Annotated in this window: 25 protein-coding genes; 15 read left to right on the top strand and 10 right to left on the bottom strand. The window is 69.6% G+C overall.

Annotated features, from left to right (window positions below; all coding sequences use genetic code 11):
- Positions 1-38: 38 nt before the first annotated feature.
- The 5 genes from OG787_RS15960 (at position 39) to OG787_RS15940 (ending at position 3,826) form a co-directional block, all read left to right on the top strand.
- A complete protein-coding gene (locus tag OG787_RS15960) occupies positions 39-1,316 on the top strand; it encodes a putative T7SS-secreted protein (RefSeq protein ID WP_405535544.1) in 1,278 nt (425 codons plus the stop codon).
- 24 nt (positions 1,317-1,340) lie between these two features.
- Positions 1,341-2,006, top strand: coding sequence for a hypothetical protein (locus OG787_RS15955; RefSeq protein ID WP_405535543.1), 666 nt, complete (start codon positions 1,341-1,343; stop codon positions 2,004-2,006).
- A gap of 39 nt (positions 2,007-2,045) precedes the next feature.
- Positions 2,046-2,705, top strand: a complete 660-nt coding sequence (locus OG787_RS15950; RefSeq protein ID WP_405535542.1) for a hypothetical protein — start codon at positions 2,046-2,048, stop codon at positions 2,703-2,705.
- Between the two features lie 217 nt (positions 2,706-2,922).
- A complete protein-coding gene (locus OG787_RS15945; RefSeq protein ID WP_405540496.1) occupies positions 2,923-3,243 on the top strand; it encodes a hypothetical protein in 321 nt (106 codons plus the stop codon).
- 70 nt (positions 3,244-3,313) lie between these two features.
- Positions 3,314-3,826, top strand: a complete 513-nt coding sequence (locus OG787_RS15940; protein ID WP_369035057.1) for a GNAT family N-acetyltransferase — start codon at positions 3,314-3,316, stop codon at positions 3,824-3,826.
- Here OG787_RS15940 and OG787_RS15935 read toward each other — a convergent pair.
- On the bottom strand, positions 3,821-4,309 hold the full coding sequence (locus tag OG787_RS15935; RefSeq protein ID WP_369035058.1) for a DinB family protein: 489 nt from the start codon (positions 4,307-4,309) through the stop codon (positions 3,821-3,823). The two genes, OG787_RS15940 and OG787_RS15935, sit on opposite strands and share 6 nt — an antisense overlap.
- 100 nt (positions 4,310-4,409) lie before the next feature.
- Here OG787_RS15935 and OG787_RS15930 point away from each other — a divergent pair, with 100 nt between their 5' ends.
- Positions 4,410-5,237 (top strand): class I SAM-dependent methyltransferase, encoded by an 828-nt coding sequence (locus OG787_RS15930; RefSeq protein ID WP_405535541.1) that lies wholly within the window; start codon positions 4,410-4,412, stop codon positions 5,235-5,237.
- 530 nt (positions 5,238-5,767) lie between these two features.
- Here OG787_RS15930 and OG787_RS15925 read toward each other — a convergent pair.
- Complete coding sequence (locus OG787_RS15925; RefSeq protein WP_369035060.1) at positions 5,768-6,124, bottom strand: DUF192 domain-containing protein; 357 nt, start codon at positions 6,122-6,124, stop codon at positions 5,768-5,770.
- A gap of 654 nt (positions 6,125-6,778) precedes the next feature.
- On the opposite strand from OG787_RS15925, the gene OG787_RS15920 reads away from it, so the two are divergent.
- The 4 genes from OG787_RS15920 to OG787_RS15905 all read left to right on the top strand — a co-directional run bounded on the left by OG787_RS15920 (position 6,779) and on the right by OG787_RS15905 (position 11,772).
- Complete coding sequence (locus tag OG787_RS15920) at positions 6,779-7,555, top strand: isoprenyl transferase (RefSeq protein ID WP_369035061.1); 777 nt, start codon at positions 6,779-6,781, stop codon at positions 7,553-7,555.
- A 347-nt stretch (positions 7,556-7,902) separates the two neighbouring features.
- Positions 7,903-9,228: a PhoH family protein gene (locus OG787_RS15915; protein ID WP_369035062.1), complete on the top strand. Its 1,326-nt coding sequence runs from the start codon at positions 7,903-7,905 to the stop codon at positions 9,226-9,228.
- Positions 9,229-9,632: 404 nt separating this feature from the next.
- On the top strand, positions 9,633-10,328 hold the full coding sequence (locus OG787_RS15910) for a transglycosylase SLT domain-containing protein (protein WP_369035063.1): 696 nt from the start codon (positions 9,633-9,635) through the stop codon (positions 10,326-10,328).
- A gap of 130 nt (positions 10,329-10,458) precedes the next feature.
- Positions 10,459-11,772: an AI-2E family transporter gene (locus OG787_RS15905; protein WP_369035064.1), complete on the top strand. Its 1,314-nt coding sequence runs from the start codon at positions 10,459-10,461 to the stop codon at positions 11,770-11,772.
- Positions 11,773-11,847: 75 nt separating this feature from the next.
- Here the strand turns inward: OG787_RS15905 and OG787_RS15900 are convergent, their stop codons facing one another.
- Together OG787_RS15900 and OG787_RS15895 are read right to left on the bottom strand one after the other, a co-directional pair.
- Positions 11,848-12,786, bottom strand: coding sequence for a M56 family metallopeptidase (locus OG787_RS15900; protein ID WP_369035065.1), 939 nt, complete (start codon positions 12,784-12,786; stop codon positions 11,848-11,850).
- A 133-nt stretch (positions 12,787-12,919) separates the two neighbouring features.
- Complete coding sequence (locus tag OG787_RS15895; protein ID WP_405535540.1) at positions 12,920-13,456, bottom strand: carboxymuconolactone decarboxylase family protein; 537 nt, start codon at positions 13,454-13,456, stop codon at positions 12,920-12,922.
- A gap of 117 nt (positions 13,457-13,573) precedes the next feature.
- On the opposite strand from OG787_RS15895, the gene OG787_RS15890 reads away from it, so the two are divergent.
- From OG787_RS15890 to OG787_RS15875, 4 genes are all read left to right on the top strand, one after another.
- A complete protein-coding gene (locus tag OG787_RS15890) occupies positions 13,574-14,527 on the top strand; it encodes a hydrogen peroxide-inducible genes activator (RefSeq protein WP_369035067.1) in 954 nt (317 codons plus the stop codon).
- 224 nt (positions 14,528-14,751) lie between these two features.
- Complete coding sequence (locus OG787_RS15885; protein WP_405535539.1) at positions 14,752-15,777, top strand: MarR family transcriptional regulator; 1,026 nt, start codon at positions 14,752-14,754, stop codon at positions 15,775-15,777.
- A 23-nt stretch (positions 15,778-15,800) separates the two neighbouring features.
- Positions 15,801-16,199 (top strand): roadblock/LC7 domain-containing protein, encoded by a 399-nt coding sequence (locus OG787_RS15880; RefSeq protein WP_235475141.1) that lies wholly within the window; start codon positions 15,801-15,803, stop codon positions 16,197-16,199.
- 8 nt (positions 16,200-16,207) lie between these two features.
- Positions 16,208-16,636: a hypothetical protein gene (locus tag OG787_RS15875; RefSeq protein ID WP_389358971.1), complete on the top strand. Its 429-nt coding sequence runs from the start codon at positions 16,208-16,210 to the stop codon at positions 16,634-16,636.
- 69 nt (positions 16,637-16,705) lie between these two features.
- Here the strand turns inward: OG787_RS15875 and OG787_RS15870 are convergent, their stop codons facing one another.
- The 5 genes from OG787_RS15870 to OG787_RS15850 form a co-directional block, all read right to left on the bottom strand.
- Positions 16,706-19,036 (bottom strand): FtsX-like permease family protein, encoded by a 2,331-nt coding sequence (locus OG787_RS15870; RefSeq protein WP_405535538.1) that lies wholly within the window; start codon positions 19,034-19,036, stop codon positions 16,706-16,708.
- Complete coding sequence (locus tag OG787_RS15865) at positions 19,033-19,725, bottom strand: ABC transporter ATP-binding protein (protein ID WP_405535537.1); 693 nt, start codon at positions 19,723-19,725, stop codon at positions 19,033-19,035. The genes OG787_RS15870 and OG787_RS15865 overlap by 4 nt, the downstream gene beginning before the upstream one ends.
- Entirely contained in the window at positions 19,722-20,249 is a 528-nt protein-coding gene (locus tag OG787_RS15860) for a PadR family transcriptional regulator (RefSeq protein WP_369035072.1), read from the bottom strand. Before OG787_RS15860 ends, OG787_RS15865 begins: the two co-directional genes overlap by 4 nt.
- A gap of 161 nt (positions 20,250-20,410) precedes the next feature.
- A complete protein-coding gene (locus tag OG787_RS15855; RefSeq protein WP_369035073.1) occupies positions 20,411-20,671 on the bottom strand; it encodes a hypothetical protein in 261 nt (86 codons plus the stop codon).
- The gene (locus tag OG787_RS15850; RefSeq protein WP_369035074.1) at positions 20,668-21,603 is read right to left on the bottom strand and encodes an SPFH domain-containing protein; all 936 of its coding nucleotides are present in this window, start codon (positions 21,601-21,603) and stop codon (positions 20,668-20,670) included. The genes OG787_RS15855 and OG787_RS15850 overlap by 4 nt, the downstream gene beginning before the upstream one ends.
- A gap of 264 nt (positions 21,604-21,867) precedes the next feature.
- Here OG787_RS15850 and OG787_RS15845 point away from each other — a divergent pair, with 264 nt between their 5' ends.
- A complete protein-coding gene (locus OG787_RS15845; RefSeq protein ID WP_405535536.1) occupies positions 21,868-24,318 on the top strand; it encodes a transglycosylase domain-containing protein in 2,451 nt (816 codons plus the stop codon).
- Positions 24,319-24,404: 86 nt separating this feature from the next.
- Here the strand turns inward: OG787_RS15845 and OG787_RS15840 are convergent, their stop codons facing one another.
- Positions 24,405-26,414 carry a SpoIIE family protein phosphatase gene (locus OG787_RS15840; RefSeq protein ID WP_405540495.1) on the bottom strand — a complete coding sequence of 670 codons (2,010 nt, stop codon included), beginning with the start codon at positions 26,412-26,414 and terminating at the stop codon, positions 24,405-24,407.
- Positions 26,415-26,824 lie beyond the last annotated feature (410 nt).

The raw sequence follows: 26,824 nt of genomic DNA, 5'->3' as shown, positions 1-26,824 counted from the left end.
CCCCCTATGCCTCCTCGGAAGCCGCCCGGAACGGGGACTTGCCCCAGGGGCTCAAGTCCTCCCCATCCATTCCGAACCCTGACTATCCCCATCTGGGCTTCAACCCGACTCCGGGTGACACGGACACGGTCCGCGACCTTTACAAGAAGCTCGCCAACTGCGCCAAGGTCCTGGAAGAGACACATGGGCTCGTCACCAAGCTCATGGACGGCAGCTACTGGAAGGGCGATGCCGCTGTCGCCTTCCGTGAGCAGCTTGACGACGGCCCCCTCCCGCTGAATCTGAAGAATGCCGCGCATTCCATTCGCAAGGCCGCCCGGCAGCTCGACAGTTGGGAGGGCGAACTCGACGACTTCCAGCGCCGGGCGAAGAAGTTGGAGCAGGACGCCAAGGACGCGCAGGACGTCGTAGACGCGGCGAAGGGGCACGCCGACAAGGCGAAGAACGATCCTGACCTCGATGGCAAGGGCAGCCGCCACGACGAGGCGAAGAAGAGCCTGACCAGTGCGAACACTGCGGTCGAGGAAGCCCAGGCCGAGCTCGACAAGGTCATCGGCAAGGCGAAGGCGCTCGCCGAGGAGCACGAGGAGAAGGCCCGGTACCGTGCCGGAAAGATCCGCGACGCAACGAAGAAGCTGGCGCCGCACGAACCGGGGTGGCTTGAGGAACTTGGTGAGTGGTTCACCGAGAACCTCCCCGACATCCTGAGCTTCACTGCGGGTGTCATCGGTCTCATCGCCCTGTTCGTGGTCACGGGCGGCGTGGCCGCAGCCGTCCTGTTGCTCGCGGCAGCTGCGTTGAGTGCGACTGCGCTCGTCATGCGACTGTCCGACTCCGAAGTGCTCGCCTCCCTCAAGGACGGCTTCTCCAAGGGGGAGTTCGACTCCGACTTCTGGGGCAACGTCGTCAGCCTCGGTGGTGACGTCTTGGGGATGATTCCAGGTGTGGGAGCTGTGGGGATGGGTGCCCGCGGAGCGGTGAACGCCCTGCGAGCCGGCGAGGAGACGGTCACTCTAGGGAGGGCCCTGACCGCGTTCGGGAGTGAAACGATGAGTCATGCGAAGGCGATCTCGGGCCTTGGAAATCCCGCTTTGAACCTCGTGGTGCGCGGGGCACGCGACTCGGCAAGGGTCGGTGAGATCGTGGAGATCACCTCGGCTTCGGTCGGTGTCGCGACCGCTGGCATTGGCCTGGTGTCCAGTGCGGTGGATGAACTGGACAACGACATGGTCGGGGACGGCAGCACAGGAATCGACGGTGTGCGGAGCATCCTGGACGGCGGCGCGCTGATCGACCTCGCGCGGTATGCGTTCTGAACCGAAGGGTAAGAGAGAACTCACATGAACCCAACAGACCCCTCTGTCGCCTGGGAGCACTCACCGACCCGGCGGGCCTGGTCAAAGCAACTGGCGATGAATGTGGTCGCTCTCGTTGCCTGGATCGCGTCGTGGTTCGCCCTGCTGGCCGTTTTGTCGGTCTTTCTGGGACCCGGATATGCGGTCGTCGTCGCGCCGTTCCTCGTATACAGCTTCTATCGAGCCTTCCTCCAAATCTTCGTCATTGCCGCCGTCTTCCGGATGAGGCGCGTCTTGCGTGTGTATCCATGGCAGCTGTCCCACCAGCCCCCGCACGGCCTCGCCAACCGGACCGATGTCGTCGGCAAACAGTTCGGCTGGTTCGAGTTCTCGAACCCGGCCCGGCCGGAGGAGCGATTGCCCATGGTGTTCGCCCGGCACTGGGGTGTCGGCTGGTGGAGCCGACGTATGGCGCCTCGTGCGACGCCTGAACTCAAGGCCCAGATCGACGTCGTATGGTTCGCCGGTGACCCCCGTTTCATCGGTGTGCTTGCCGCGCCGACGTCTGAAGGGTCGATGCCGCGTCGCTTCCGTTTCCTTCATCAACAGACGGGGTCGGACGGCGGGCGTCGTACCGTCACAGAGTGGGGAGCTACTGCCGAGGACGTCGAACGCGGTCGCCGGGCCGGGATTGTTCCTGTCCGATCCTGAATCACCGACACCGACGAAGCCTCTGAAGGGCTTATGGAAATGACATATCGCGTCATCGTTGATGATTCGGCAAGTGATCCCAGTGCAGGCATCTGGTTCGCCGTCCCGGGAGGCTTCACTGAGCTGCCGATCGACGTTCTTCTCGCTGCACCCGCTTCTGCCGAGGCCGACCGGCTCCAGCAGGCGCTGGCGCCCTTGGTCGAGGCCATCCCTGACGGCGTCACCCGGCAGCAGTTCATCGCCCAATTGGCGTCGGGGCAGCAGCTCCTGCGTGCCCTGCGGGAGGTGGGTACAGTCCACTGCTCCCTGGGAGTCCACCGTGACGACACGGCGGGAAACAATGGCGAAACCCTGCATTCCCTCTTCACGGTTTCTTGGCGAGACATTGCTTGGTCCCCACGGGCGGTGAGTGCGGCCCGGGCAGTGGCCACAGCGGACCAGCACTCCAACATTGAGTACCTGGACCTGCCCAGTGGTCCGGCCTCGATGGGCGAGACGCTGCGCACACCGACTCCCGAATCCGGCCTCCCTCCGACCCCAATGCTCCAGATCTATGCCTATCTCCCGCACCCGGACTGCAAACGCATGGCAATCCTGATGCTGAGCACGACGGCGATGGCGAGACGCGAGCAGTACCGCGAAATCCTGCGGCAGATCGCGGAACTCACGAGCTTCGAATCGCCGTTGGTCGATGCGTAACTGCTCTTTCCCGAGGCTCGATTGTGATTGGCCCAAGAGTGGCCAGTAGGAGCTGTCCTCACCAACTGGCGAGGACAGCTCTCGGAACACTTGCTCAGGGGTACGAGCGTGGCAGCAGCGGCCAGCAGTAACGGGGCCGGACCTGGTCCCACCTCCGTTCGTTAAAGTCGACCGCATGTCCCTCCGTCTCCGTATGCGTCAAGCCCTCCCCGAAGCCATGCGTGCCCGGGACAAGGTCGCCGTCAGCGCCCTCCGCGCGACCCTCGGTGCGCTGGACAACGCCGAGGCCGTGCCCGTCGGGGAGGCCGAGCTGCGTGGCGTGGCCCTGGAGGATGCGCCGGTCGGGGCCGGCGCGACCGAAGCCGTGCGGCTCCAGCTCAGCGAGAGCCGTGTCGTGGACGTCGTACGCGCCGAGGTCGCCGAGCGACTCAAAGCCGCCGCCCAGCTGACGTCGCCCGCGCACGCCGACCGGGCCGCGCAGCTCCGCGCCGAGGCCGCCGTGTTGCTTCGCTTCCTCGACGAGCCCGGCAGCGTGTAGGAAGCGGATAACACCACCAGCCCCGCTCGCCCCCCCTGCGTTGTCAGTGGCCCCTGCCACACTCCCCACCATGACCACCGACAACGACATCCAGCTCCGCGACGTCACTGAAGCCGACCTGGAGTTTCTTCTCGCCTACGAGCACGATCCCGAAGCCGTTCGGCGGTCGCGGTTCACGCCTCGGCCGCGGGACGCCTTCATGGCGCACTGGAAGTCGAAGATCCTCGGTGACAGCACCGTGTTCGTGCAGACGGTCACCGTGGACGGCGAGCCCGCCGGCAGCATCGTCGCCTGGTGGGACAGTGATCCGGACCTCGGTGAGCGGCGTTTCATCGGGTACTGGCTCGGGCGGCCGTACTGGGGGAGAGGCATTGGCAGCGTCGCCCTCGGGCTGTTCCTGCGGCGCGAGACCAACCGGCCGCTGTACGCCGACCCGTTCGCCGAGAACACCGCCTCCGTCCGCCTCCTCGAAAAGCACGGCTTCCGTCCCACCGGTACGGTCCGTTACGGCGACAACGAACACACCCTGCTCGTCCTCGACGTCCAGAACAGCAAGAACGTCCAGGACTCCGAGACGTCATGACGGCCTGTACTCTCCCGTCGCCCCGTCGATCAGCTCCCGCACGATGTCCATGTGCCCCGCATGCCGTGCCGTCTCCGCGGTCATGCGCACCAGGACCCAGCGCAGCGAGCACTCGTCGTCCCGCCAGGTCGGCTTGCCCAGGGTGTCCAGGGGGAGTTCCGTCAGTACGCGGTCGGCGGCGGCGCGGGCCCGGGCGTAGAAGTCGGTGATCTGGCCCTTCGTCTCGTCCGGGCCGGCGCTCATGTCCTCCCCGGTGTACGGGTCGAACCAGAAGGGTTCTGTCTCCCTGCCGAAGGTCTCCACGAACCAGCCGTACTCGACCGACGCCAGATGCTTCACCAGCCCCAGCAGACTCGTCCCCGACGGTGTCATCGGTCTGCGGACCTGCTCCTCGTCCAGGCCCTCCAGCTTCCACAGCACCGCGTCCCGCTCCTGGTCGAGCTTCGCGCGCAGCGTCGTCACCTCGTCATCGGCGTACAGCATGTTCCGGACCGCCTCTCCTTCTCCTTCTGCATCTCCCGCTTCCGTCTTCGCGGCGGAAATTATCAGCGGCCACCGACAACCGCCTGCGAATATCACCCCCATGGCTACGCCCAGCCCCAGCCCCAGCCCCAGCCCCAGCCCCAGCCCCAACCACGCTCCCGCTCCCGCCCCCACCTTCGAGGAACTCCTCGCCGAAGGCGCCTCCGTCCCCACCGACGGATGGGACTTCTCCTGGTTCGAGGGGCGGGCCACCGAGGCGCGGCCCTCCTGGGGGTACGCCCGGGCCATGGGGGAGCGGCTGGCACGGGCGTCCGCCGCGCTCGACCTGCACACCGGCGGCGGTGAGGTGCTCAGCACCGCCCCGACGCTGCCCCCGCTCACCGTCGCCACCGAGGGCTGGCCGCCGAACGTCGCCAAGGCCACCGCCCTGCTCCATCCGCGCGGCGTCGCGGTCGTCGCCGTACCGGACGACGCGCCGCTGCCCTTCGCCGAGGGCGCCTTCGACCTGGTCGTGAGCCGGCACCCCGTGTCCCCGCCCTGGGCCGAGATCGCCCGCGTCCTGCGACCCGGCGGTACGTACTTCGCCCAGCACGTCGGGCCGTCCAGCGTGTACGAACTCGTCGAGCACTTCCTCGGACCGCAGCCGGACGACCGGCGCAACGCCCGCCACCCCGACCGCGAGCGCGTCGGCGCGGAAGCCGCCGGGCTGGAGATCGTCGAACTGCGGGCCGAGCGGCTGCGGATGGAGTTCCACGACATCGCCGCCGTCGTGCACTTCCTGCGCAAGGTGATCTGGATGGTCCCCGGGTTCACCGTCGACGCCTACCGGCCCCAACTCCGGGCCCTGCACGAGCGGATCGAGGCCGAGGGTTCGTTCGTGGCGTACAGCAGCCGTCATCTTTTCGACGCCCGGAAGCCGTCTGGCTGACCCGGCCCGTACGCCTCCCACGCCTCTCCCACGGCGGTCGGTCGACCGCGACCTACCGGAGGACCTGCTTCCGCCGCCCTTCCCGCGCCCTCCCGCCGCAGCCGCAGAACTGGCGAGTAACTGCCGCCCGGGCCGCCGCGAGCCGTCTTGCTCCGGCGGGAGCCACCTTGCTCCGGACTGCCCTTCCGTGCCGCACCCTCAAAAAATGCGCACCAAACGGGACATCTCATCTCTTATCATCCGCAAACATCCGGATATCGTTCACCCTCGTCCGAATATTGGCGAAATCTCGGCGAAGCGGATGTGGCCCTGCTTGTCGCCTGCGAGACATGTGTACGTATGCCCGAAAAGGCTTCACGAGGTTTCCACATCGTTATCGCGGAGGTTCGCGAGCATGGGTCGGAGTCGCGTAAATTTAGGTAAAGGTAATTCGCGTGAGCAAAGTGGCGCGGGCGGTACCGCGCAGAGGAGGGGCCTGCGCGGTGCCCTGCCTACCCCTCCGCACTCGTGAGCGGGCGTCCCGTTCCTGCTCAGCCGTCCTCCGGTGCCGCGTCGTCGGCCCGGATCGTGAGCCGTACGCCCCGCCGCACACCCCACCTCTCCAGCGCCCCGGCCTCCGCCTCCAGGACCGACCGCACCCAGGGGCGGGGAAGTCCAACTCGCCCCGGACGCATGGTTCTTACCGCCCGGACCCGCGCCTTTCCGTCCAGATAGGCGACGTCGATCGCGAACCGCATCCCGAATGTGTGCACCGAACTCGCGGGCGTCAGCAGCAACGCGCCCTCGATTCCGTCCCGGCCCAGCAGGCCCCGCCGACGGGCCCGGCCCGACTCGGCAAGCTCCAGCGGAACCGGCTCGGGTGTCTCCGAAGTGGTGAACGTGGCCATGGCTGCGAAGTTAGCGACGGCGTCAAGCGGGCGTTCGCGACAGGGTCGCCCTGGGGAGGGACGCCCGGCCCGGAACCCCTCCGCGACACGTCCGGTGCCCGAATGGCCCTGGCGTGGGACGGGTGTGTTCACAAGGGAGGTGAAACCCGCCGGATCCCTATGGATCACCCCGGATCCCGGGTTTTTTCCTGGGAATCAGCTGTTTTCCGGCCATGATCCCACCATGAAAACGGGCTCCGGGGCCATCCGCGCGTTGCCGGACGACTTCGGAGAGTAGTTGTTCCGCGCCGATGTACGCGGCATCACTCACGAAGGGTTATGGTGGAAGCCCCCCCCTCGGGCCGGTCCGTCTCCCCCCCACGGACCGGCCCGTTTTTTGTGCCCGGCCGGAGCAGCCGGATACCGACGCTCCCCTCCCGCCCGGATCGCCCGGACACCCACCCGCCGTCCCCGTCCCGGACAGCGACCCGCCCCGTCCCCTTCCCGGGGGCCGCAGGGCGCCCGTTCCCCCGGGCGCAGGACCCCCCGTCCCGCAGCGGTAGGCTTCCCCTCCGGGGATCGCCACCCCCGAGGACCACCAAACGGGCAGGGATCGCGCCAGGGGAATGCGCCCGGCCGCGCCTGTCCGATCCGTACGGAGGGGCTGACAAACACGTGAACCTGCGCGACAACCTGCGCCGGCTGCTGGTCAGGGTCTACACACGCAGGGTGGAAGGCCACCTCGACCACGACCAGGTGCCCAAGCACATCGGCGTCATCGTGGACGGCAACCGGCGCTGGGCGAAGGCCGCGGGCTCCACCACCGCCCAGGGGCACAAGGCCGGCGCCGACAAGATCGAGGAGTTCCTCGGCTGGTGTTCCGAGACCGACGTCGAGGTCGTCACCCTCTGGCTGCTCTCCACGGACAACCTCACCCGTCCGCCGGAGGAACTGGCACCGCTGCTCGGGATCATCGAGGACGTCGTGACCTCCCTCGCCGCCGACGGCCGCTGGCGCGTCCACCACGTCGGCAACCCCGATCTGCTCCCGGGTCAGCTCCAGACCCAGCTCAAGGAGGCCGAGGAGGCCACCGCGCATGTGACGGGCGGAATACTCGTCAACGTCGCCATCGCCTACGGGGGACGGCAGGAGATCGCCGACGCCGTGCGCTCGATGATGCTCGACGCCCACGACAAGGGCACCTCGCTGGAGGAACTCGCCGAGAACGTCGACACCGACCTGATCGGCAAGCACCTCTACACCAGCGACCAGCCCGACCCCGACCTCGTCATCCGGACCAGCGGCGAGCAGCGGCTGTCCGGGTTCATGCTCTGGCAGACCGCCCATTCGGAGTACTACTTCTGCGAGGTCTTCTGGCCGGCCTTCCGCAAGGTCGACTTCCTGCGCGCCCTGCGCGACTACGCGGCCCGTCACCGGCGTTACGGCAGTTGAGCCGGGAGCGGGCACGTACCCGCTCGTAATGTGCCGATGAGGTGAAAGTCACCCCCCTTGGGGCGGAAGTAACAAGGAGTTCACCAGCGCGCCGCCATGCGGCGTGGCATGGCGGCGCATGTTCGAGGGCATAAGCCAAGCAGGTCGACACCCGAACCACGGGTGTCGTATCTCAGCGGACGGCACGGGGCCGTCCGCCCGGGAGGCCCTTTGCACCAGCCCGACCGTGTGGTCACAGCACGGGCGAACAGGCGGAGGGCCGGTTCTCGGCCCGCGCACTGCGGCCGTCGACCGGTCCAGATCTCCTTCGTCGCTCCCCGACCTCATCCGAGGGGGTACGTCCTTCCGTGGTGACCAGCACAAAGCGCCGTATGCCAGACCGGCGCACCTATGTTCTCGACACCAGCGTCCTGCTGGCCGATCCAGGCGCTCTGAACCGCTTCGACGAGCACGAAGTCGTGCTGCCGATCGTCGTGGTCACAGAACTGGAGGCCAAGCGGCACCATCCCGAACTCGGGTACTTCGCCCGGCAGGCCCTGCGCCTGCTGGACGAGTTCCGGGTCCGGTTCGGTCGCCTCGACGCCCCGATTCCGATCGGGGAGCTGGGTGGCACCGTCCGTGTCGAGCTCAACCACTCGGACCCCAGCGTGCTGCCAAGCGGCTATCGCCTGGGGGACAACGACTCCCGCATCCTCGCGGTCGCCCGCAATCTTCAGGCCGAGGGGTACGACGTCACGGTCGTGTCGAAGGACCTGCCGCTCAGGATCAAGGCCTCGTCCGTCGGACTCCTCGCCGAGGAGTACCGCGCGGAGCTGGCCATCACGGGCTCCTCCGGCTGGACCGGAATGTCCGAACTGACCCTGGCCGGCGAGCAGGTGGACCTCCTCTTCGAGGAAGGGCACGCCTACGTCCCCGAGGCAGCCGAACTGCCGGTGCACACCGGTCTGACGATCCAGTCCGAGCGCGGCAAGGCCCTGGGGCGCGTGACGTCCGAGGGCAACGTCCGCCTCGTACGCGGGGATCGCGAGGTCTTCGGTATCAAGGGGAGGAGTGCGGAGCAACGGATCGCGCTCGACATCCTGCTCGATCCGGACATCGGGATCGTGTCGATGGGCGGCCGGGCCGGTACCGGCAAGTCGGCGCTCGCGCTGTGCGCCGGACTCGAGGCCGTGCTGGAGCGGAGGCAGCACCAGAAGGTGATGGTCTTCCGGCCGCTGTACGCGGTGGGCGGGCAGGAACTGGGCTATCTGCCCGGCTCCGAGTCCGAGAAGATGGGCCCCTGGGCCCAGGCGGTCTTCGACACGCTGTCCGCGGTCACCAGCCGCGAGGTCATCGAGGAGATCACCGCACGCGGCATGCTCGAAGTGCTGCCGCTCACCCACATCCGCGGCCGCTCGCTCCACGACGCGTTCGTGATCGTGGACGAGGCACAGTCGCTGGAGCGGAACGTCCTGCTCACCGTGCTGTCCCGGATCGGCTCCAACTCACGGGTGGTTCTCACCCATGACGTGGCACAACGGGACAATCTGCGAGTCGGCCGGTACGACGGTGTCGTCGCCGTCGTCGAGAAGCTGAAGGGACACCCGCTCTTCGCGCATGTCACCCTCAACCGGTCCGAACGGTCCCAGATCGCGGCCCTGGTGACCGAAATGCTGGAGGACGGGCACATCTGACCCGAGAATTCCTCAAGTTGGCGCCGTCCGGCAAAGGCGAAGAGCCTAGCCGGGCGGCGCTTCCGCGTCTGCGGCTTTCCTCAAATCACCTGGGGCAAACGAGGTGTGAGCTTTCACACTCAACTCAGAATTGCCACCCGGCGTCCGGGTACGGCTAGAGTCTCACTCCTGTCAGGCCCCGCATACGACACATCTGTGCCCCCAGCGATACGGCACCACAGCAGCATCACAGTCAACTCCATACTCCCCGTCGTATGCCGCCCGTGCACCACGCGGCGCTCCCCGCAAGGGAGTTGCCCACCGGGCCCGCGTCTCCCGTGACCCCGCAGTTGGGAGGCCAGCGTCTTGGGGCAAGATTGCGTCCGCCAGGGTCACCGAAGCGGGCGATGCTGGAAGGAAACCGTGTGAGCCGGATTTCGGTCCGGGGACTGGCAGTGGCCTCGGCCACCGCGGTCACCGCTGTCGGCGCAGTTACAGGTGTGGCCTCCGGCCAGACCGGCACTCCCAACGACGCCGAGGCACTGGTAGGCGACACCACGCTGCTCACGGACATACCCGTGGGCTCCCAGGCCCAGGTGCAGACCGCGTCCCTGACGCAGCAGGCCGATGTCCAGGCCATCGCCGCGGACGCCACCGCGAAGAAGGACGCCGAGGAGTCTGCGCGCAAGCAGGCTGCCAAGGACGCCGTGGCCAAGCAGAAGGCCGCCGAGAAGGCCGAGGAAGAGGCCAAGGCGCGCAAGGCCGCGGAAGAGGCGGCCAGCCGCTCCGCGACGCGCGACGCGTCCAGCTTCCCCCAGCAGGCCTCGTACACGATCGCCGAAGTCCAGGAGATGGCGCGCCAGATCGTCCCGGCCGACCAGTTCCAGTGCTTCAGCAACATCGTGGACCACGAGTCCAGCTGGAACTACCAGGCGGACAACCCCAGCTCCGACGCGTACGGTCTCGTCCAGGCGCTCCCGGGCTCCAAGATGTCCTCGGCAGGCGCCGACTGGGCGACGAACCCGGCCACCCAGATCAAGTGGGGCCTGAGCTACATGAACGACCGCTACGACAGCCCCTGCGGCGCGTGGGAGTTCTGGCAGGTCAACAACTACTACTGAGCCGCCGCGCATCTCCAGGCTCAGTTCTCTCAACCTTTCCGAGCCCCTCACCGTCCTTCGGTGAGGGGCTTCGGCCATGTACGGTCGGACGCGGACCGCAGAGGGAGTGATGGGGGGACGGGGACGCATCATGTCGCGAGTGCCGCATTGGCTCGGCCGGATCGGTACCCGGCTGACCGAGATGGGCGAGCGGTTGGACGAACGCCGGGCCGAGGTGGAGAAGGAACACACGGACGACACCCTCTCCCCGCCGTCACCGGAACCGGCCCCCGAGCACGACGAGCCCCCTGCCGCCTCCACGACCTCCACCGCCCCCGTAGTGCCCGCGATCCGCCCCGAACCCGCCTCCGTGGTCCCCTGGGGCGTACGGGTCGCCGCCGAGGCGGGCTGGCGGCTGCTGATCCTGGCGGGGACCCTCTGGGTGCTGATGCGGGTCATCAGCGCCGTCCAACTCGTCGTCTTCGCCTTCGTGGTGGCGCTGCTCATCACCGCGCTGCTCCAGCCGACCGTCGCCCGTCTCACCCGGTGGGGCATGCCACGCGGGCCCGCGACCGCGCTCACCGCGATCCTCGGCTTCGTCGTGATGGGCCTGATCGGCTGGTTCGTGACCTGGCAGGTCATCGAGAACACCGACCAGCTCTCCGACCAGGTCCAGGACGGCGTCGACGAACTGCGCAACTGGCTGCTCAACAGCCCCTTCCACGTCACCGACAAGCAGATCAACAAGATCGCCGAGAACCTGCGCGACGCGATCGGCGCCAACACGGACGAGATCACGTCGGCGGGCCTGGAGGGCGTCACCGTCATCGTCGAGACGCTGACCGGCATACTGCTGGCCGCCTTCTCGACCCTCTTCCTGCTCTACGACGGCAAGCGCATCTGGGAGTGGACGCTGAAGCTGGTTCCGGCGGCGGCCCGGCCCGGTGTCGCCGGCGCGGGCCCGCGAGCCTGGCGCACGCTGACGGCGTATGTGCGCGGCACGGTGATAGTGGCTCTGATCGACGCCATCTTCATCGGCCTCGGCATCTACTTCCTGGACGTCCCGATGGCCGTCCCGCTGGCCGTGTTCATCTTCCTGTTCTCCTTCATCCCCCTGGTCGGCGCGGTCGCCTCGGGCGCCCTGGCGGTCGTGGTGGCACTGGTGACACAGGGCGTCTTCACGGCGGTCCTGGTCGTCGTGGTGGTCCTGGCCGTACAGCAGATCGAGGGCCACGTCCTCCAGCCCTTCATCCTGGGCCGCGCGGTCCGGGTCCACCCCCTGGCGGTGGTCCTGTCGGTGGCGGCGGGCGGCATGGTGGCAGGAATCGGCGGCGCGGTGGTAGCCGTACCCCTGGTAGCGGTGACGAACACGGTCGTCAGTTACCTCCACTCGTACTCCCAGGCCCACCCCCAGGGAGGAGCAACGGCCCTGGGAAGTGCCCCTGAGGGGCCGCAGGCCCCTTAAAGGGGCGCGGGGCTGTGTCGATTTGCGGCTCCGCCGCGTGGGCGCGACCAGCCACAGCGAACCCGCAGACGAAAGTCAGTTGAGCACCTTCAAAGCCGGCCCCAAAGCAATAAGCAGCGGAATCAACGGGGCCAGCGCCGCAGCCAAAAGCGCAGCAGCGCGATACCCCGCATCCAACCGAGGCGGCGGCGCCAACAACCGCTCGACCCGATCCCCCAACTGCCCCCGCGTACACGCGCAGGACAGCACACCCCGATGCCGGTTCAGCTCGATCAGCGCGACCGCGGTCGTACGGTGACCACACCGCCGCGACGCCGTGTCGTCCGCGGCCAGCTCGACCAGCCGATACGTCTGGTCCCGGAAGTGCGCGAAGACAGGCACCCGCGGGAACCCGGACGCCAGCGCCTGCGACAGATGCAGCAGCCAGTCGTGACGGGCCCGCGCATGACCGAGTTCATGGGCGAGTACGGCGTCCAGCTCATGGTCGGACAGTCGCCGCAACGCACCCGTGGTGACGACGAGTCGAGGCGTGGGCCCCGGCTGTAGCCAGGCGTCGGGATACTCGTCCTCAAGGACCAGCAACGGCCCCCGCGCCGCCGGGAACCCGGCGGGCAGATCCGGCGCCCGCTCCCGCAGATGCAGCCGCCGCAGCCGACGCCGTCTGCGCGCCTCGGCGAGTTCCCGGGCGAGCATGGCGACCGTCCAGGCAGCCCCACAGGCCAGCAGCAGCGTCAGGACGGTGAGCCAGACGGGCGCGGGGCCCAGCCCGTACGCGGCGGTGACGGCGTCCGGCGCCGGTGCGAAGGCATGGGCCCGTACGGTCCCGAACGCGGCCGTCGCACCCAGCAGCAGCGCGGCGAGACAGCACGCCAGCACCGTGGCGACCAGGCACTGCCAGACCCACAGCCCCAGCACCGGCTCCCGGTCGGGCCAGCCGGCCCGGGTCAGCACACGCGGCAGGACGGCGGCGGCCGTCAGCGCGACAGCGGCCATCAGCACCAGGACGACGGTCATTGCGGTGGCTCCCTCAATCGGAGAAACACGGTCCTCGCGGCCGGTACGACGAAGGCGGCGACGAACGGAGTGAGGGTCCGCCCATTGTCGGACGTACCGCGTGCCGAGTCCAGTCGCCGGCGCCGCTCGCCCCTCAGCGCCCGGTGAGGATCGCCTCCGCGTCCAGTGTCGTGCCGACCGCCTGCACCACCGCCGCGATCCTGAACGCCTCCTGGACCGTCTCCCGGTCGACGCCCGCCCCGCGCAGCACCCGCTCGTGCGCGTCCAGGCAGGCGCCGCAACCGTTGACCGCCGACACCGCCACCGACCACAGCTCGGCGTCGGTCCGCTCGACGCCCGGATCGCCGAGCACGTTCGCCCGCAGCCCGGTGCGCAGCCGGGCGTACTCCGGGTCGGAGAGCTGATGGCGGGTGCGGTGGAAGACGTTGTTCATCGCCATGACGGCCGCGGTGGACCGGGCGGCCGTGTACGCCGCCGGCGAGAGCCGCGCCCTGGCCTCAGGGCCCAGCTCGCGCAGTACTCGCGGCGAGCGGGACGCGATCGCGGAGACCAGCAGCGTGCCCCACAGCTGCTGCGGGGTGAGCCGGGAGCGGTCGACGACCGAGCCCAGGTTGAGGCGCAGATCCGCCGCGAAGTCCGGCAGGGCGGACCTCAGTTCCGCGATGCCCATACCCACTCACCACCATTGATCGGGCGAATCACTACACTCTTCCGTGTTGATCCGTGAAAACTATCAGTGGACCAGTGAACACCAGCAAACCATCGGTCGGGAGTCGGGGGTACGGGCATGGCCGCCGCCAGGACCACCGACGGGCGCCGTCGCCCCAGTCTCGCCCAGCTGCGTGCCTTCGTGGCCGTCGCGGACCATCTGCACTTCCGGGACGCCGCCGCCACGATCGGCATGAGCCAGCCCGCCCTCTCGGGTGCCGTCTCCGCCCTGGAGGAGGCCCTCGGCGTCACCCTGGTCGAGCGCACCACCCGCAAGGTGCTGCTGTCGCCCGCCGGTGAGCGGCTCGCCGTACGCGCCCGGGCGGTGCTGGACGCGGTCGGCGCGCTGATGGAGGAGGCCGAGGCCGTGCGCGCGCCCTTCACCGGGGCGCTGCGGCTCGGGGTGATCCCCACCGTCGCGCCCTATCTGCTGCCCGCCGTCCTGCGTCTCGTCCAGGACCGCTACCCGGCCCTCGACCTCCAGGTCCACGAGGAGCAGACCGCCGCACTCCTGGACGGCCTGACCACCGGCCGTCTCGACCTGCTCCTGATCGCCGTACCGACCGGCCTGCCCGGCATCCTCGAACTCCCCCTGTTCGACGAGGACTTCGTGCTCGTCACGCCCCTCGACCACCCCCTCGGCGGGCATACGGACATCCCGCGCGAGGCGCTGCGCGAGCTGGACCTGCTGCTCCTGGACGAAGGGCACTGTCTGCGCGACCAGGCGCTCGACATCTGCCGTGACGCCGGGCGCGCGGACGCCCCGGTCACCACCACGGCCGCCGGCCTGTCCACGCTCGTCCAGCTCGTGGCCGGCGGCCTCGGCGTGACGCTGCTGCCGCACACCGCCGTCAAGGTCGAGGCGGGCCGCAGCGACCAGCTCCGCACCGGCCGCTTCGCCGCCCCCGCCCCGACCCGCCGGATCGGCCTCGCGATGCGCGCGGGTGCCGTGCGGAGCGCGGAGTACGAGGAGCTGGCGGCGGCGCTGCGGGAGGCGCTGCGGCCGTTGCCCGTGCGCGTACTGGGCGACTGAACCGGTCACCGAACCGGTGACCGTTCGGTCAGATGAGCGTCGAACAAAGACCGTTCGGTGACGCTTCGGCGGCGAGAGAATTCAACTTCCGTCAGGTAGCGAGACCCCGGCCGGAATATGCGCCCGGACTGATACACATACCCCCTCAGTGCTACGCGTCAGGCGTATGTGCGAAATGCCCAGGTGAAATGGCAAGGGGAGTGATGTCGGTCATCCGCGATTCCGTGTCCGAATCCGACGCCGATTCCCTGGGCCGGATCGGCTACCACGTGCTGCTCAGCGCCCTGGCCGAGTGCGGGCGCGAGGAGTTCACCGGGGCGCTGCGCGCGGTCGGCAGTCCCGGCGGGACCTTCCACTTCCGGCGCGGGCTCGTCGTCGGCGCCGAGAGCCCGGGGGCGCCGGGCCCCGAGGCCCTGCTGCTGCGGTCCCGCCGGATCAGCGGCGAGGAGTGGGCCGAGCTGGTGCGCGAGGCCGGGGGAGCGCGCTGGCCCGGCACGGAGCTGATCAGGCACGGGTACGCGGGCGCCGCCCAGTTGCGGGTCGTCTGCATGATGGCGTTACGGGACGCCGTCTTCGCGGTCGTCGCCGGCCGGGTGGACGCCTGCGAACGCGACCCCGGGGCCGAGGCGCCCGCCCCCGTCCCGGTCGGCGAGGGGCCGGTCCGCCTGCTCCAGGACGCCAACCGCAAACTGGCCGCCCTCGCCGCCCTGCCCCACCCGGTACGCCCCAACCGCGAGCGCCCGACCCCGGGTTCGGCGCCGGCCGCCGTGGACGAGGGGCGACTCACCCCCGTGCAGCGGGAGTTGATCGCCGAGGCCGACGGCCGTCGCACCGCCCGTGACCTCGCGTTCCGTACCGGTCGGGGCGTGTACACGGTGACCGTCGAGGTGGCGCGGATGCTCGGGGCCGGGCTTCTGGAGTGCGCCGAGGGGGCCGCGCCCCTGCCGGTCGTACGGGTGTCGGCGGAGGGCCTGCGGCAGCGCAAGCCGCCCCCGCCGGCACCTCCTCCACCACCGCTCCCGCCGCCACCACCGCCGCTGCCGCCCTCGTACGTCGACCCCGCGGTCGTCACCGCGCTGGCCGCCGTCCTCGCCTCCGACGCGCAACCGGTGCCGAAAGGTCCTGCTCCCGCACTGCCCCGCCGGGAACCCGGCGCCAGTGGCATCACCGAATCTCTCGCCCCGGAAAAGCGCGGGACGAGCTGGAAAGGGTTCTTCCGAATGCGGAACGGAACTCATGGAAATTCTTAGAAGCCCATAGGGGAGTTGAGTGCATGGACCACAAAGCGCTGGCCATGGAAATGCGCGACCTGCGTGAACAGGTGGACGGAATAACCGATACGGCCGTCGCCGCCACCGACGGACTGCTCATCGCGGCGGACACCGCCGAGTCGATCGACCCGGAGGGCCTCGCCGCCCTCGCCGCCGCCGGACTGGGGCTCGCCCGACGGGCCGCCCAGGCGACCGGCCGGGGCACCCTGCGCCAGACGGTCACCTACGGCAGCCAGGGCTGCGCCGCCTTCTACGCCGTCGGCGACACCGCGCTGATGGTCGTACTCGGCGACGAGGGCGTCGACCTCGACCGGCTGCACCGGGCGACCCAGCCGGCGCTGCGGCGCATCGGGTCGATCCTCACCGCGACGGACTCCTCCGTGGCGACCGAAGGAGTGTGAAGGAAAGGATGGGGACGAAACGCATGACCACAGGTTTCTCCGACCAGGTCATGAGCCTGGTCAAGGCGCTCCGTACCGATGCCCCCGAGTGTGTCGCCTCGGGCGTCGTCGACATGTCCACCGGGATGCTGCTCTCGTACGAGACGGTCGACAACCATCCGCCCGAGGTGCTCGACCTGCTGGCGGGCGCGACCCTCGACCTGTTCCAGGGCCGTACGGTCGTGATGATCGAGGACGTGTTCAAGGAACGGCGGGGCACCCAGAGCGACCAGCACTTCTTCCAGGAGATCCTCGTCAACAGCGAGAACCTCACCCACCTGTTTGTGCGGCTGAACGAGCAGCAGGACGTCGTCGCCGTGGTCGTCTGCCGCAAGTCGGTCAACGTCGGGATGCTCTTCGCCCAGGTGCGACGGGTGGTCAAGGAGTACAGCCTCTGAGCCTCCGGGCGGAACGCCGACGGGCCCCTCGGGGGGAGGGGCCCGTCGGCGTGCGTGCGCGGGGGAGCGTCACTCCGTGCGCAGGCCGTCCGCGCGCATCAGCCGCAGCAGCGGCGGCAGGCTCAGCAGCGTCACGAGGAGCACGACTCCCGCGCCGATGCCGGTCATCGCCAGTACGGCGGTCCAGTCGACGTGGACCGACGTGCGCGTCATCTTCAGCAGGACCACCCCCAGGGTCAGCCCCACCACCGACGACAGCACCAGCCCCAGCCCGATCGGGATCGCCGTCTGCCACAGCACCGACAGGCTCAGGGTGCGCCGCCGGGTACCGAAGGCGACCAGGGACGACAGCAGCTTCCTGCGCTCGCGCAGCTGCTCCAGCTGGGAGACCAGCAGGCTGATGCCGATCAGCAGCAGGACACAGGTGGAACCGACGAACAGGCCGGTGCGGATCGAGTCGAACCGCTTGGCGCGGTTGGTCTCCGTCCAGGTCATGGGATCGGAGAGACGGTCGATCCGCGCCGACGCGTTCCGGACCAGGTCGCGGGCGTCCGGCACCTTGGGGTCGAGGCCGATGTAGATCACTCCGGAGGACTGCGCCATGATCTCCTTGGGCAGGGCGCCCGGCGTGGCGAGGATGCCGCCGCGCTCGACCCCGGACGGGTCCTCGATCATGCCGGCCTGCTGGACGTTCCCCGGTACTGTCCAGGCGACCGGCGGGCGCTCGCCCCAGTCGTAGGACGCGCTGACGTACAGCGTGCGGCCGGGCTTGAGCAGTTCGGGCGAGTCCCTGGCGTACTCCTCGTCGCCCTGCACGACGAAGGAGTCGCCGTCGCGGCATGAGGGGAGCCGGCCCACGTCGCGCAGCGCCGCGCAGTCCCCGACGGTCACCTCGATGAACTCCTGCGGGTCCTTGGCCTTCTCGCTCGCCGTAGCAGGGGTCAGCACGGTGACCTTCCGGACCCCCTCGGTCTCGGCGAGCTGTCGGCCCGTCGCCACGAGCGGTACGCCGTCCGACGGGGTGAGTTCCATCTGGGCCCGGCTGAGGTCCTGGTCCGAGTCGGTCGTGTAGCCGACGGAGACCCCGGTGAAGAACATCTGGAGTGCGATCGCCCCGGCCACCGCCACCGCGATGCCGTTCACCGTGCGGGCCGCCGTACCACTGCTCAACTGGAGCCGTCGGACGGCCAGTTGCCAGGAGAGGCCGCCGGAGCCGAGCCGGGCGACCACCGCCTCGATGACCCAGGGCAGGAGCGCGGTCACTCCGACGAGCAGGAGCGTGACACCGGTGATGACGAGGGCGTCGTTGAACTTCCCGCTGCGGCCCTGCCCGATCATGGGGTAGAGCGCCGCGACTCCGCCCAGCGGCAGCAGCAGCCGCCACCACAGCCGACGGCGCGGGGGCCGGGCCGTACGCACCACGCCGAGCGGTTCGATGACCACACCGCGCAGTGCGAACAGGGTGACCAGCACCGCGGCCACCGGCACGGCGACCGCGACCAGGAGGGCCAGCGCGGGCGCCGGATTCAGATCACTGGGGAACACGCTGATGTCGAGGACGGTGATGTGCCCCGCGGCCTGACGGCCGATCAGGAAGAAGACGGTGCCGAGGACGAGCCCGACCGCCGCGCCCGCGAACGCCTCGCCGGCGGCCATCCGCCGGGTCATCCGGCCGTCGGCCCCGACCAGCCGCAGCGCGGCCAGCCGCCGGTCGCGCCGCTCACCGCCGAACCGTACGGCCGTGGCGATGAAGACGCCGACCGGCATCAGCAGGACGACGAAGATGACGAGGGTGAGGAGGAGCAGGATGGGGTCCATCGCCTCGGACGTCTCCTGGAGATCTCCGAACCGGTCGATCCGCGTGACCGTACCGCTGCTGAGGTGCTCCGCCAGGTCGTCGGCCCCCCGGTAGAAGGCGAGTTCGGCCGGTCCGACGAGCCCGCTGTCGTCGATGGTGCCGACGATCCGGTCCGGCAGCCGCTCGCGCAGCAGCTTGCCGTCGCCGGACTTCAGCAGCCGTTCGAGAGCCGGCGAGACGATCATCTCCCCGACTGCGGGGAACTCGTCGATCCCCGGTGGCAAGGGCGCCCGTAGCCCTTCGGGGTCCAGCTCCCGCCCGTATATGTCGTCCGCGCGGAAGGCCGTGTCGGCCTTGGCGACGATCACCGTGTTGTCGGCCTTCGGCAGCAGCGTGTCGACGTACATGACGCTCGCGCGGTCGTTCGAGCGCTCGGCCCGGGTCGACAGCGCGCTCGGGATGGCGGTCGTCAGCAGCAGCAGCGCCACCCCGAGCCCGACCCCGACGGCCGTCAGCAGGACCCGCCCCCAGCCCTCGCGCCCACCCGTGAAGGCGAACCGAACCCCCATACCGAGGTCCCTGCCCCACTGCCGCACGTTCATATGACGCGCTCCATGTCCCGCGACTTGCCGTCCCGTACGACGATCTCGCGGTCCGAGTAGGCGGCCACCCGTGCCTCGTGCGTGACGAGCACGACGGCCGCGTTGGTCGACCGGGCGGCCTCGGTGAGCAGCTCCATCACGCGCTCGCCGTTGAGCGAGTCGAGCGCGCCGGTCGGCTCGTCGGCGAACAGCACCCGGGGGCTGGTGACCAGCGCCCGCGCGACCGCGACCCGCTGCCCCTGCCCGCCGGACACCTCGCCGGGCCGCTTGCCCTTGAGGTCGTCGACCTCCAGCCGTTCCATCCAGGACAGCGCGGTCCGCTCGGCCTCCTTGCGGGAGGTCCCGCCCAGCCGCAGCGGAAGGGCGACATTCTCGACGCACGTCAGTTCGGGAACGAGCTGCCCGAACTGGAACACGAACCCGAACTCGGAGCGCCGCAGCTGACTGCGCTGGGCGTCGCTCATCCCGGCCAGCTCACGCCCGTTGTACGTGATGGAGCCGGAGTCGGGTGGCACGATCCCGGCGAGACAGTGCAGCAGGGTCGACTTGCCGGACCCGGACGGGCCCATCACGGCGACGACCTCACCGGGGTGGATCGAGAACTCGGCGCCGTCGAGCGCGGTGGTCGGACCGTAGGCCTTGCGCAGGTCGCTCGCGACGAGCAGGGAACCGGGAGGAACAGTGGTCATGGTGCCGTCACCGCCAGAGCGAGCTTGTCGAGACGCGCGGCGGTCAGTTCCAGCCAGCGCAGATCGGCTTCGAGATGGAACAGGGCGTGGTCGCAGACGAGCTGGTCGGCGAGGTCGCCCTTGCGCTTGCGCTCGGTCAGGATGCGCATCATCCGCAGATGCTCGGAGCGCTGCGTGTCGAGGATGTCACCGGCGTTCCGGTGGGTGAGGAGCGCGAGGACGACCTTCGTGTAGAGGACCGATTGCAGGTACGGCTCGGGCTTCTCCGGCGTCGCGAGCCACCGCTGTACGTCGGTGATCCCGGCGTCGGTGATCGCGTACCGCTTGCGCTCGGGCCCGTCGCCCGCCTCGATCCCGTCGACCTCGACGAGCCCGTTCTTCAGCAGCCGGGACATCGTCGAGTAGACCTGCCCGTAGTGCAGCGGGCGATCGTGACCGAACTTCTCGTCGAAGGCCCGCTTCAGGTCGTAACCGTGCCGGGGGCCGGACTCCAGGAGTCCTAGAAGGGTGTGACCGATGGACATGGGGAGGACTATACGCACGGGGTATACGTCGTGTGTATACCTGCCGTGTATAGATCGCGTGAGTGTGCAGGTGGGGGCCGATTGTCACGGTTCTGTCACCGGGTACATTTCGGCGCCGGACGGGCGCATCCAGCCCGTCCGGCGATTGAGGGCGAGGCCGTTCAGGCCGAAGGGGGTCTGGGGGCGGAGCCCCCAGGAGGACGCCCGCGCCGAGGGATGGGCCCCGCTTCCCCCGGCAACCGACCCGCCTCCGCCAACGCCCGCCGCAACACGAACTCGATCTGCGCGTTGGCCGAGCGCAGCTCGTCCCCCGCCCAGCGGGCCAGCGCCTCGTACACGGCGGGGTCCAGCCGCAACAGCACCTGCTTGCGCTGCTGCTGCGGCCGACGCTGAGGGGCCGGCCCCTCGGAAGGAACGGTCACTGGTACAAGGACCCCGTGTTCAGTACGGGCTGCACCGCACGGTCACCGCACAGCACCACCATCAGGTTCGACACCATCGCCGCCTTACGTTCGGAGTCCAGCTCCACGATGTCCTGCTCGGTGATCCGGGCGAGCGCGGCCTCGACCATGCCCACCGCGCCGTCCACGATCTGCCGCCGCGCCGCGACGACCGCCCCCGCCTGCTGCCGCTGGAGCATCGCCGAGGCGATCTCGGGAGCGTACGCGAGGTGGGTGAAGCGGGACTCGATGATGTGGACGCCGGCCGCCTCCACGCGCGCGTGCAGCTCGACGGCCAGCTTCTCGGTGATTTCCTCGGCGTTGCCGCGCAGCGAGAGCCCGTCCTCGTCATGGGCGTCGTACGGGTACTCGATGGCGATGTGCCGGACGGCCGCCTCGGTCTGGGTGGCGACGAATTCCAGGAAGTCGTCCACCTCGAAGCTGGCCTGGGCGGTGTCCTGGACCTTCCAGACGACGACGGCGGCGAGTTCGATCGGGTTGCCGTAGGCGTCGTTCACCTTGAGGACGGCGGTCTCGTGGTTGCGTACCCGCGTCGAGATCTTGGAGCGTGAGGTGAGCGGATTCACCCAGCGCAGCCCGTCCTCGCGGATCGTCCCCCGGTAGCGCCCGAAGAGCTGGACGACCCGGGCCTCGCCCGGCGCCACCATGTTCAGGCCGCACATGGCGATGAAGGCGGAGAGGCTGATCAGGATGCCCGGGACGATCAGGGCGGCCTTGGCGCCGCCTCCGGTCACCGCCGTCGCGGCGACGATCAGGCCGACGCCGAGCACGACGCCGAGCAGTCCCATCAGCAGGGCGAGCCCGCCCCCGATGCTGTGGGCCTGGAACTCCCGGAACTGGGGATCGGGCATGTCGGGCAGATCGGTCGTCGGTGCGGAGTCGTGCGTGGTCATGGGTGGTGCCCCCGTTTCTCGGCCGTCGCGGCCGGAGCCTAGCAAGTTTCTATCTAAGTGATATCACTTTAGCGGCTTCGGCAACCTTCCGCAGCCCCTGGTAGTCGGTTCCAGTGGGGCTGGTGCTGATTGTCACGTCCGTAAAACACCGGATCGGAATCTCGTCGGCTTGTCCGACGGTGTTAGTTTTCGGAGCTGACCTGTGCCACGAACCTGTGTGACGTACGAGACGTAACACAAGAAGGAAGCGGAGCGAAGCGACCCATGGGACGAGCGGAAGAGAGACGAGCGCGGCAGCATCGCGGTGGCCGCCGCGCGGCGCCCAAGCGCTCGACCAGAGACGCGGCGACCGAGACCGAGGCCGGGACCGAGAGCGCGACCGGCACGGACACCGGGACCGCGACCGCGACCGCGACCGAGCCCATGGGCAGGGCGGCGAGCAGGGCCGCGGCACGCGGCAGAAGTGGCAAGGCGGGCAAGGGCGGTAAGAAGGACGGTAAGAGTTTCTTGCGCCGTATGTTCACCTGGAAGAAGATCCTCGGCGCGTTCTTCGGCTTCCTGCTGCTCGGCATGGGCGCCTTCGTCGTGCTCTACGCGATGATCGACGTGCCCGCGGGCAACGCCGCCGCGGAGAAGCAGAGCAACGTCTACAAGTACAGCGACGGCACCGTCCTCGCCCGCACCGGCACGGTCAACCGCGAGATCGTGGACCTGGCCGAGGTGCCCAAGAAGGTCCAGCTGACCTTTGTCGCCGCCGAGAACAAGTCCTTCTACAAGGACGCCGGCGTCGACTTCAAGGGCACCGCCCGAGGTCTGATCAACACCCTGTCCGGCAAGGGCAAGCAGGGTGGTTCGACGATCACCCAGCAGTACGTCAAGAACTACTACCTGGACCAGGACCAGACCATCACGCGCAAGCTGAAGGAACTGGTCATCTCGCTGAAGGTGGACCGCAGCAGGTCCAAGGACTACATCCTCGCCGGCTACATCAACACCAACTACTACGGCCGTGACTCCTACGGCATCCAGGCCGCCGCGCAGGCCTACTACCGCGTCGACGCCAAGAAGCTCAGCGTCGAGCAGGGTGCCTACCTCGCCGCGCTGCTCCAGGCGCCGAGCCAGTACGACTGGGCCGTCGCCTCACCGACGAGCAAGAAGCTGGTCACCGCCCGCTGGAACTACGTACTCGACAACATGGTCGACGAGGGCTGGCTCGACAAGACCAAGCGCGACGCCATGAAGTTCCCGGTGCCCAAGGACCCGAAGGGCGCCCCGGGCCTGGAGGGCCAGACCGGCTACCTCGTCGACGCCGCCAAGAACGCGCTGGCCAAGCAGCTCGTCGCCCAGGGCACGGCGGACGACACCAACAGCGCCAACGCGCTGGTGGACGCGGGCGGCTGGACGATCACCCTCAACATCGACCGGAAGAAGCAGACCGCGCTCGAGGACGCCGTCAAGAGCCAGCTCACCAGCAAGCTCGACGCGAAGAAGCGCAAGGTCGACGGCAACGTCCAGGCCGGCGCCGCGTCCGTCGACCCGAAGACCGGGCGGGTGCTCGCGCTGTACGGCGGCACCGACTACTTCAAGCACTACATCAGCAACGCGACCCGGCGGGACTACCAGCCCGCGTCCACCTTCAAGCCGATCATCCTCGCGGCGGCCATGGAGGAGAAGGCGCGCACCCAGGACGGCGATCTGATCGACCCGGACACCATCTACGACGGCACGAGCGGCAGGCAGGTCGTGTCCGACGGCAAGAAGGTCGGCTTCGCCCCGCCGAACGAGGACGACGACGACTACGGCGACGTCACCGTCCAGGAGGCGATGAACAAGTCGATCAACTCGGTGTTCGCGCAGATGGGCGTCGACGTCGGCATGTCCGAGGTCATGAAGGTCGCCGACGAACTCGGCCTGGACACCGAGGGGTTGCAGGCGGTGCCCGCACAGACCCTCGGCACGATGGGCGCGAGCCCGCTGGAGATGGCCGGCGTCTACGCCACCCTCGACAACCACGGCCGCAAGGTCACCCCGGCCGTCGTGAAGTCGGCCGAACACAAGGACAGCACGGTCGACTTCCCCAACCCGCTGGGCGAGCAGATCATCACCCGCGAGGCGGCCGACGCGGTCACCTCGGTGCTGACGGGCGTGGTCGACGACGGTACGGCCCGGGTCTCGGTGGCCCAGGCGAAGAACCGCAAGGGCCAGCAGGTGGCCGGCAAGACGGGTACGTCCGACGAGAACAAGTCGGCCTGGTTCACCGGCTACACACCCGGTCTGGCCACCTCGGTCGGCCTGTTCGGCGAGGACGCCAAGACCCAGAACCAGGTCACCCTGAAGGGCGCCACGGGTCTCATCGCCGCGAGCGGCGGCCGGATCAACGGCGGTGGCTATCCGGCGAAGATCTGGGCGACGTACACCTTCGGCGCGATGGGCAAGGTGACCAAGTTCGACCTGGACACCACTCTGGGCGCGGGCGTGAAGCCGACGGCCTCGCCGACCCCGACCCCGTCGGAGACGCCGTCCGAGACGCCGTCCGAGACCCCGTCCCAGACGCCGTCCGAGACGCCGTCCGAGACCCCGTCCCAGACGCCGTCCCAGACGCCCTCCGAGACCCCGTCCCAGACTCCTACGACCCAGATCCCGACGACCCGCCCGGCGGAGACCCCGACGGGCGGGATCACCCTGGATCCCCCTGATCCGGACGACGGACAGTAGGCACGTCCGGCACGTAGGGCCCGTACGAGAGGGGGCTCCCGGTGATCACCGGGAGCCCCCTCTCGTACACGTGTACACGTGACCGCTCACGTCCGGTTCAGCTCGAACCAGACCACCTTCCCGGTGCTCAGCCGGGTCGCACCCCAGCGCCGGGCCAGCCGGTTGACGAGATACAGCCCGCGCCCGCCCTCGTCCGTGGCCCGCGCCTGCCGCAGCCGCGGCAGCTGCGGCACGTCGTCGCCGACCTCGCAGCGCAGTACGTCGGTCCGCAGCAGCCGGAGCGTGATCGGCCGGGACGCGTAGCGCACCGCGTTCGTCACGACCTCGCTGACCAGCAGCTCCACCGAGTCCGTCAGGTCCTCCAGACCCCAGCGGGACAGCGCGCGCCGGGCGAGCCGGCGGGCCCGGCCGGGCGCCGCGTCCTCCGGGTCCAGGTACCAGTACGCGACATCGCTCGGCGCGATGCCGTCGAAGCGGGCGGCGAGCAGCGCGATGTCGTCGTCCCGGTCGCCCGGGCCCAGCATGTCGAGGACCTCGTCGCACAGGGCTTCGAGGGGCGGCGGATGGTCGGGGCCGGTCAGCTGGGCGGTCGCGGCGAGCTTCTCGCGCAACTGCTCTATGCCGGTCCAGACGTCCCGCAGCCGGGACTCGACGAGGCCGTCGGTGTAGAGGAAGAGGGTGGCGCCGGCGGGCGCGTCCAGCTCCACGGCCTCGAAGTCGACCCCGCCGACCCCGATGGGCGCGCCGGACGGCACCTTCAGCACCTCGGCCCGGCCGCCCAGGTGCAGCAGGACGGGCGGCGGATGGCCGGCGTTGGCGATGGTGATCCGGTGCGATACCGGGTCGTACACCGCGTACAGGCAGGTCGCCATGCGGTCGGTGCCGAGGCGCTGGGCCTGTTCGTCGAGGTGGTGCAGAACCTCCTGCGGGGGCAGGTCGAGCCCCGCGAGGGTCTGCGCGGTCGTCCGGAGCTGGCCCATGATGGCCGCGCTGGTCATGGAGTGCCCCATGACGTCACCGACGACGAGGGCGACGCGGCTGCCGGGCAGCGGGATGGCGTCGTACCAGTCACCGCCGACACGGGCGGTCTCGGCGGCGGGGAGGTAACGGGACGCGAGCCGCACACCCGTGGGGCGCGGCAGCGTCTCCGGGAGCATCGTGCGCTGCAACTCGTCGGCGATGTAGGCCTCGCGGCCGTACAGCACCGCCTTGTCGATGCCTAGGGCGCTGTGCGTGGCCAGTTGGGCGGCGACGAGGAGGTCGTCCGTCTCGAACGGGATCCGCTCCGGGCGGCGCAGGAAGAGCGCGGCCCCGATGACCCGGCGCCGGCCGCGCAGCGGGGCGAGGATCGCGCGCTGGCCGTCCGGTACGTCCAGATCGCAGCCCTCGCCCAGCAGTTCGGGCAGGGCGGCGCGGGCGGCGGGCGCGTCCGCGAAGACGGGCCGGACGCCGCGCAGCACCTCGGCGAGCGCGCCACCGGGCCGCACCTCGCACAGTTCGGCGCTGACCGGGGACAGCTCGGGCGGCGGCTGCGGGACGGCGGAGGTGGCCAGGAAGGCGTTCTCGGAGTCCCGCTCCGGCGGCAGCCGGTCCGTACGGCGCAGCCGCAGCACCAGCGGCCCTGTGGGCCGCTCGTCGCCGACGGGCAGCGGGTCGCGCAGATAGACGAGGATCGTGTCGGAGAAGGTCGGCACGGTGGCCCGGCACAGCCCCATCACGATCTCGTCGAGGTCGATGCCCCGGGCGATCCGCCGGGTGGCCGCGCCGACGAACCGCAGCCGGTCGCCGTCCCGCCGCATCGGCAGGGGCGTGCCGGTGGGGCTGCCCTGGCCGGAACGCCGCTCCTTGCCCACGAGGGCGCCCGTGGTCGGGTCGATGTCGAGGGTGTCGGAGGGCGGGTCGGTGACCGCGTGGTTCTCGGCGCCCGGCTGGGCCGGGATGCTGTCCGGCGCCGGACGCGGGCGGTGCGCGTCGGGGCCGGTGGAGGACGGCTGGTCGGGCTGCGAGTGCTCGGGGCCTGGAGTGGCCGGCGGTCCGGTGGGGTTGGGGCCGGTGGAGCCGGACGTACCGGTACCAGTACCCGAGCTGGATGCCATCGCGCCTGTTCCCGCCTCTGTTCCCGCTGTTCCCGCGTCGTGCGCGGTCCTACCGGTCGTACCGGCGCCGCCGACGGTCTCGGGGCTCTCGGAGCCTGTCACAGGGCCTGCGGCGGCCTCCGGTCCGCCTGCACCCCCGCCCTGCCCTGTCGTCTGCTTCGGCAGAGGCAGAGCCGCCGCCTCCGGGGAACGCAGAAGCGCCCCGCGGGTGTCCGCGGGGATGTCCGGCCGGCCGGTGCCCGGCCGACTGCGCTCGTGCGAGGTGGGTTGCTCCGTCACGCGTGTCGAATCCATCCGTCCGGGGCTGCGCGCTGTACACGCAGTTGGTCCCGCCGACTTCCCGATACCCGGTATACGTGCCCCAGGAACGGAAAACCGGCGTGGTCAGAGGTTGTTCCTGTTACACCGGC

Source organism: Streptomyces sp. NBC_00075 (assembly GCF_045041225.1).
Lineage (GTDB): Bacteria > Actinomycetota > Actinomycetes > Streptomycetales > Streptomycetaceae > Streptomyces > Streptomyces adonidis.
Note: the sequence above shows the minus strand (reverse complement) of the source record. Positions and strands in the feature narration are given on the sequence as shown.

Coding starts and splice junctions, on each gene's coding strand:
- OG787_RS15955 (WP_405535543.1), top strand. CDS start 1,341: ATGAACCCAACAGACCCCTCTGTCGCCTGGGAGCACTCACCGACCCGG.
- OG787_RS15950 (WP_405535542.1), top strand. CDS start 2,046: ATGACATATCGCGTCATCGTTGATGATTCGGCAAGTGATCCCAGTGCA.
- OG787_RS15945 (WP_405540496.1), top strand. CDS start 2,923: ATGCGTGCCCGGGACAAGGTCGCCGTCAGCGCCCTCCGCGCGACCCTC.
- OG787_RS15940 (WP_369035057.1), top strand. CDS start 3,314: ATGACCACCGACAACGACATCCAGCTCCGCGACGTCACTGAAGCCGAC.
- OG787_RS15935 (WP_369035058.1), bottom strand. CDS start 4,309: ATGCTGTACGCCGATGACGAGGTGACGACGCTGCGCGCGAAGCTCGAC.
- OG787_RS15930 (WP_405535541.1), top strand. CDS start 4,410: ATGGCTACGCCCAGCCCCAGCCCCAGCCCCAGCCCCAGCCCCAGCCCC.
- OG787_RS15925 (WP_369035060.1), bottom strand. CDS start 6,124: ATGGCCACGTTCACCACTTCGGAGACACCCGAGCCGGTTCCGCTGGAG.
- OG787_RS15905 (WP_369035064.1), top strand. CDS start 10,459: ATGTCGCGAGTGCCGCATTGGCTCGGCCGGATCGGTACCCGGCTGACC.
- OG787_RS15900 (WP_369035065.1), bottom strand. CDS start 12,786: ATGACCGTCGTCCTGGTGCTGATGGCCGCTGTCGCGCTGACGGCCGCC.
- OG787_RS15895 (WP_405535540.1), bottom strand. CDS start 13,456: ATGGGCATCGCGGAACTGAGGTCCGCCCTGCCGGACTTCGCGGCGGAT.
- OG787_RS15890 (WP_369035067.1), top strand. CDS start 13,574: ATGGCCGCCGCCAGGACCACCGACGGGCGCCGTCGCCCCAGTCTCGCC.
- OG787_RS15880 (WP_235475141.1), top strand. CDS start 15,801: ATGGACCACAAAGCGCTGGCCATGGAAATGCGCGACCTGCGTGAACAG.
- OG787_RS15875 (WP_389358971.1), top strand. CDS start 16,208: ATGGGGACGAAACGCATGACCACAGGTTTCTCCGACCAGGTCATGAGC.
- OG787_RS15870 (WP_405535538.1), bottom strand. CDS start 19,036: ATGAACGTGCGGCAGTGGGGCAGGGACCTCGGTATGGGGGTTCGGTTC.
- OG787_RS15865 (WP_405535537.1), bottom strand. CDS start 19,725: ATGACCACTGTTCCTCCCGGTTCCCTGCTCGTCGCGAGCGACCTGCGC.
- OG787_RS15860 (WP_369035072.1), bottom strand. CDS start 20,249: ATGTCCATCGGTCACACCCTTCTAGGACTCCTGGAGTCCGGCCCCCGG.
- OG787_RS15850 (WP_369035074.1), bottom strand. CDS start 21,603: ATGACCACGCACGACTCCGCACCGACGACCGATCTGCCCGACATGCCC.
- OG787_RS15845 (WP_405535536.1), top strand. CDS start 21,868: ATGGGACGAGCGGAAGAGAGACGAGCGCGGCAGCATCGCGGTGGCCGC.
- OG787_RS15840 (WP_405540495.1), bottom strand. CDS start 26,414: ATGGCATCCAGCTCGGGTACTGGTACCGGTACGTCCGGCTCCACCGGC.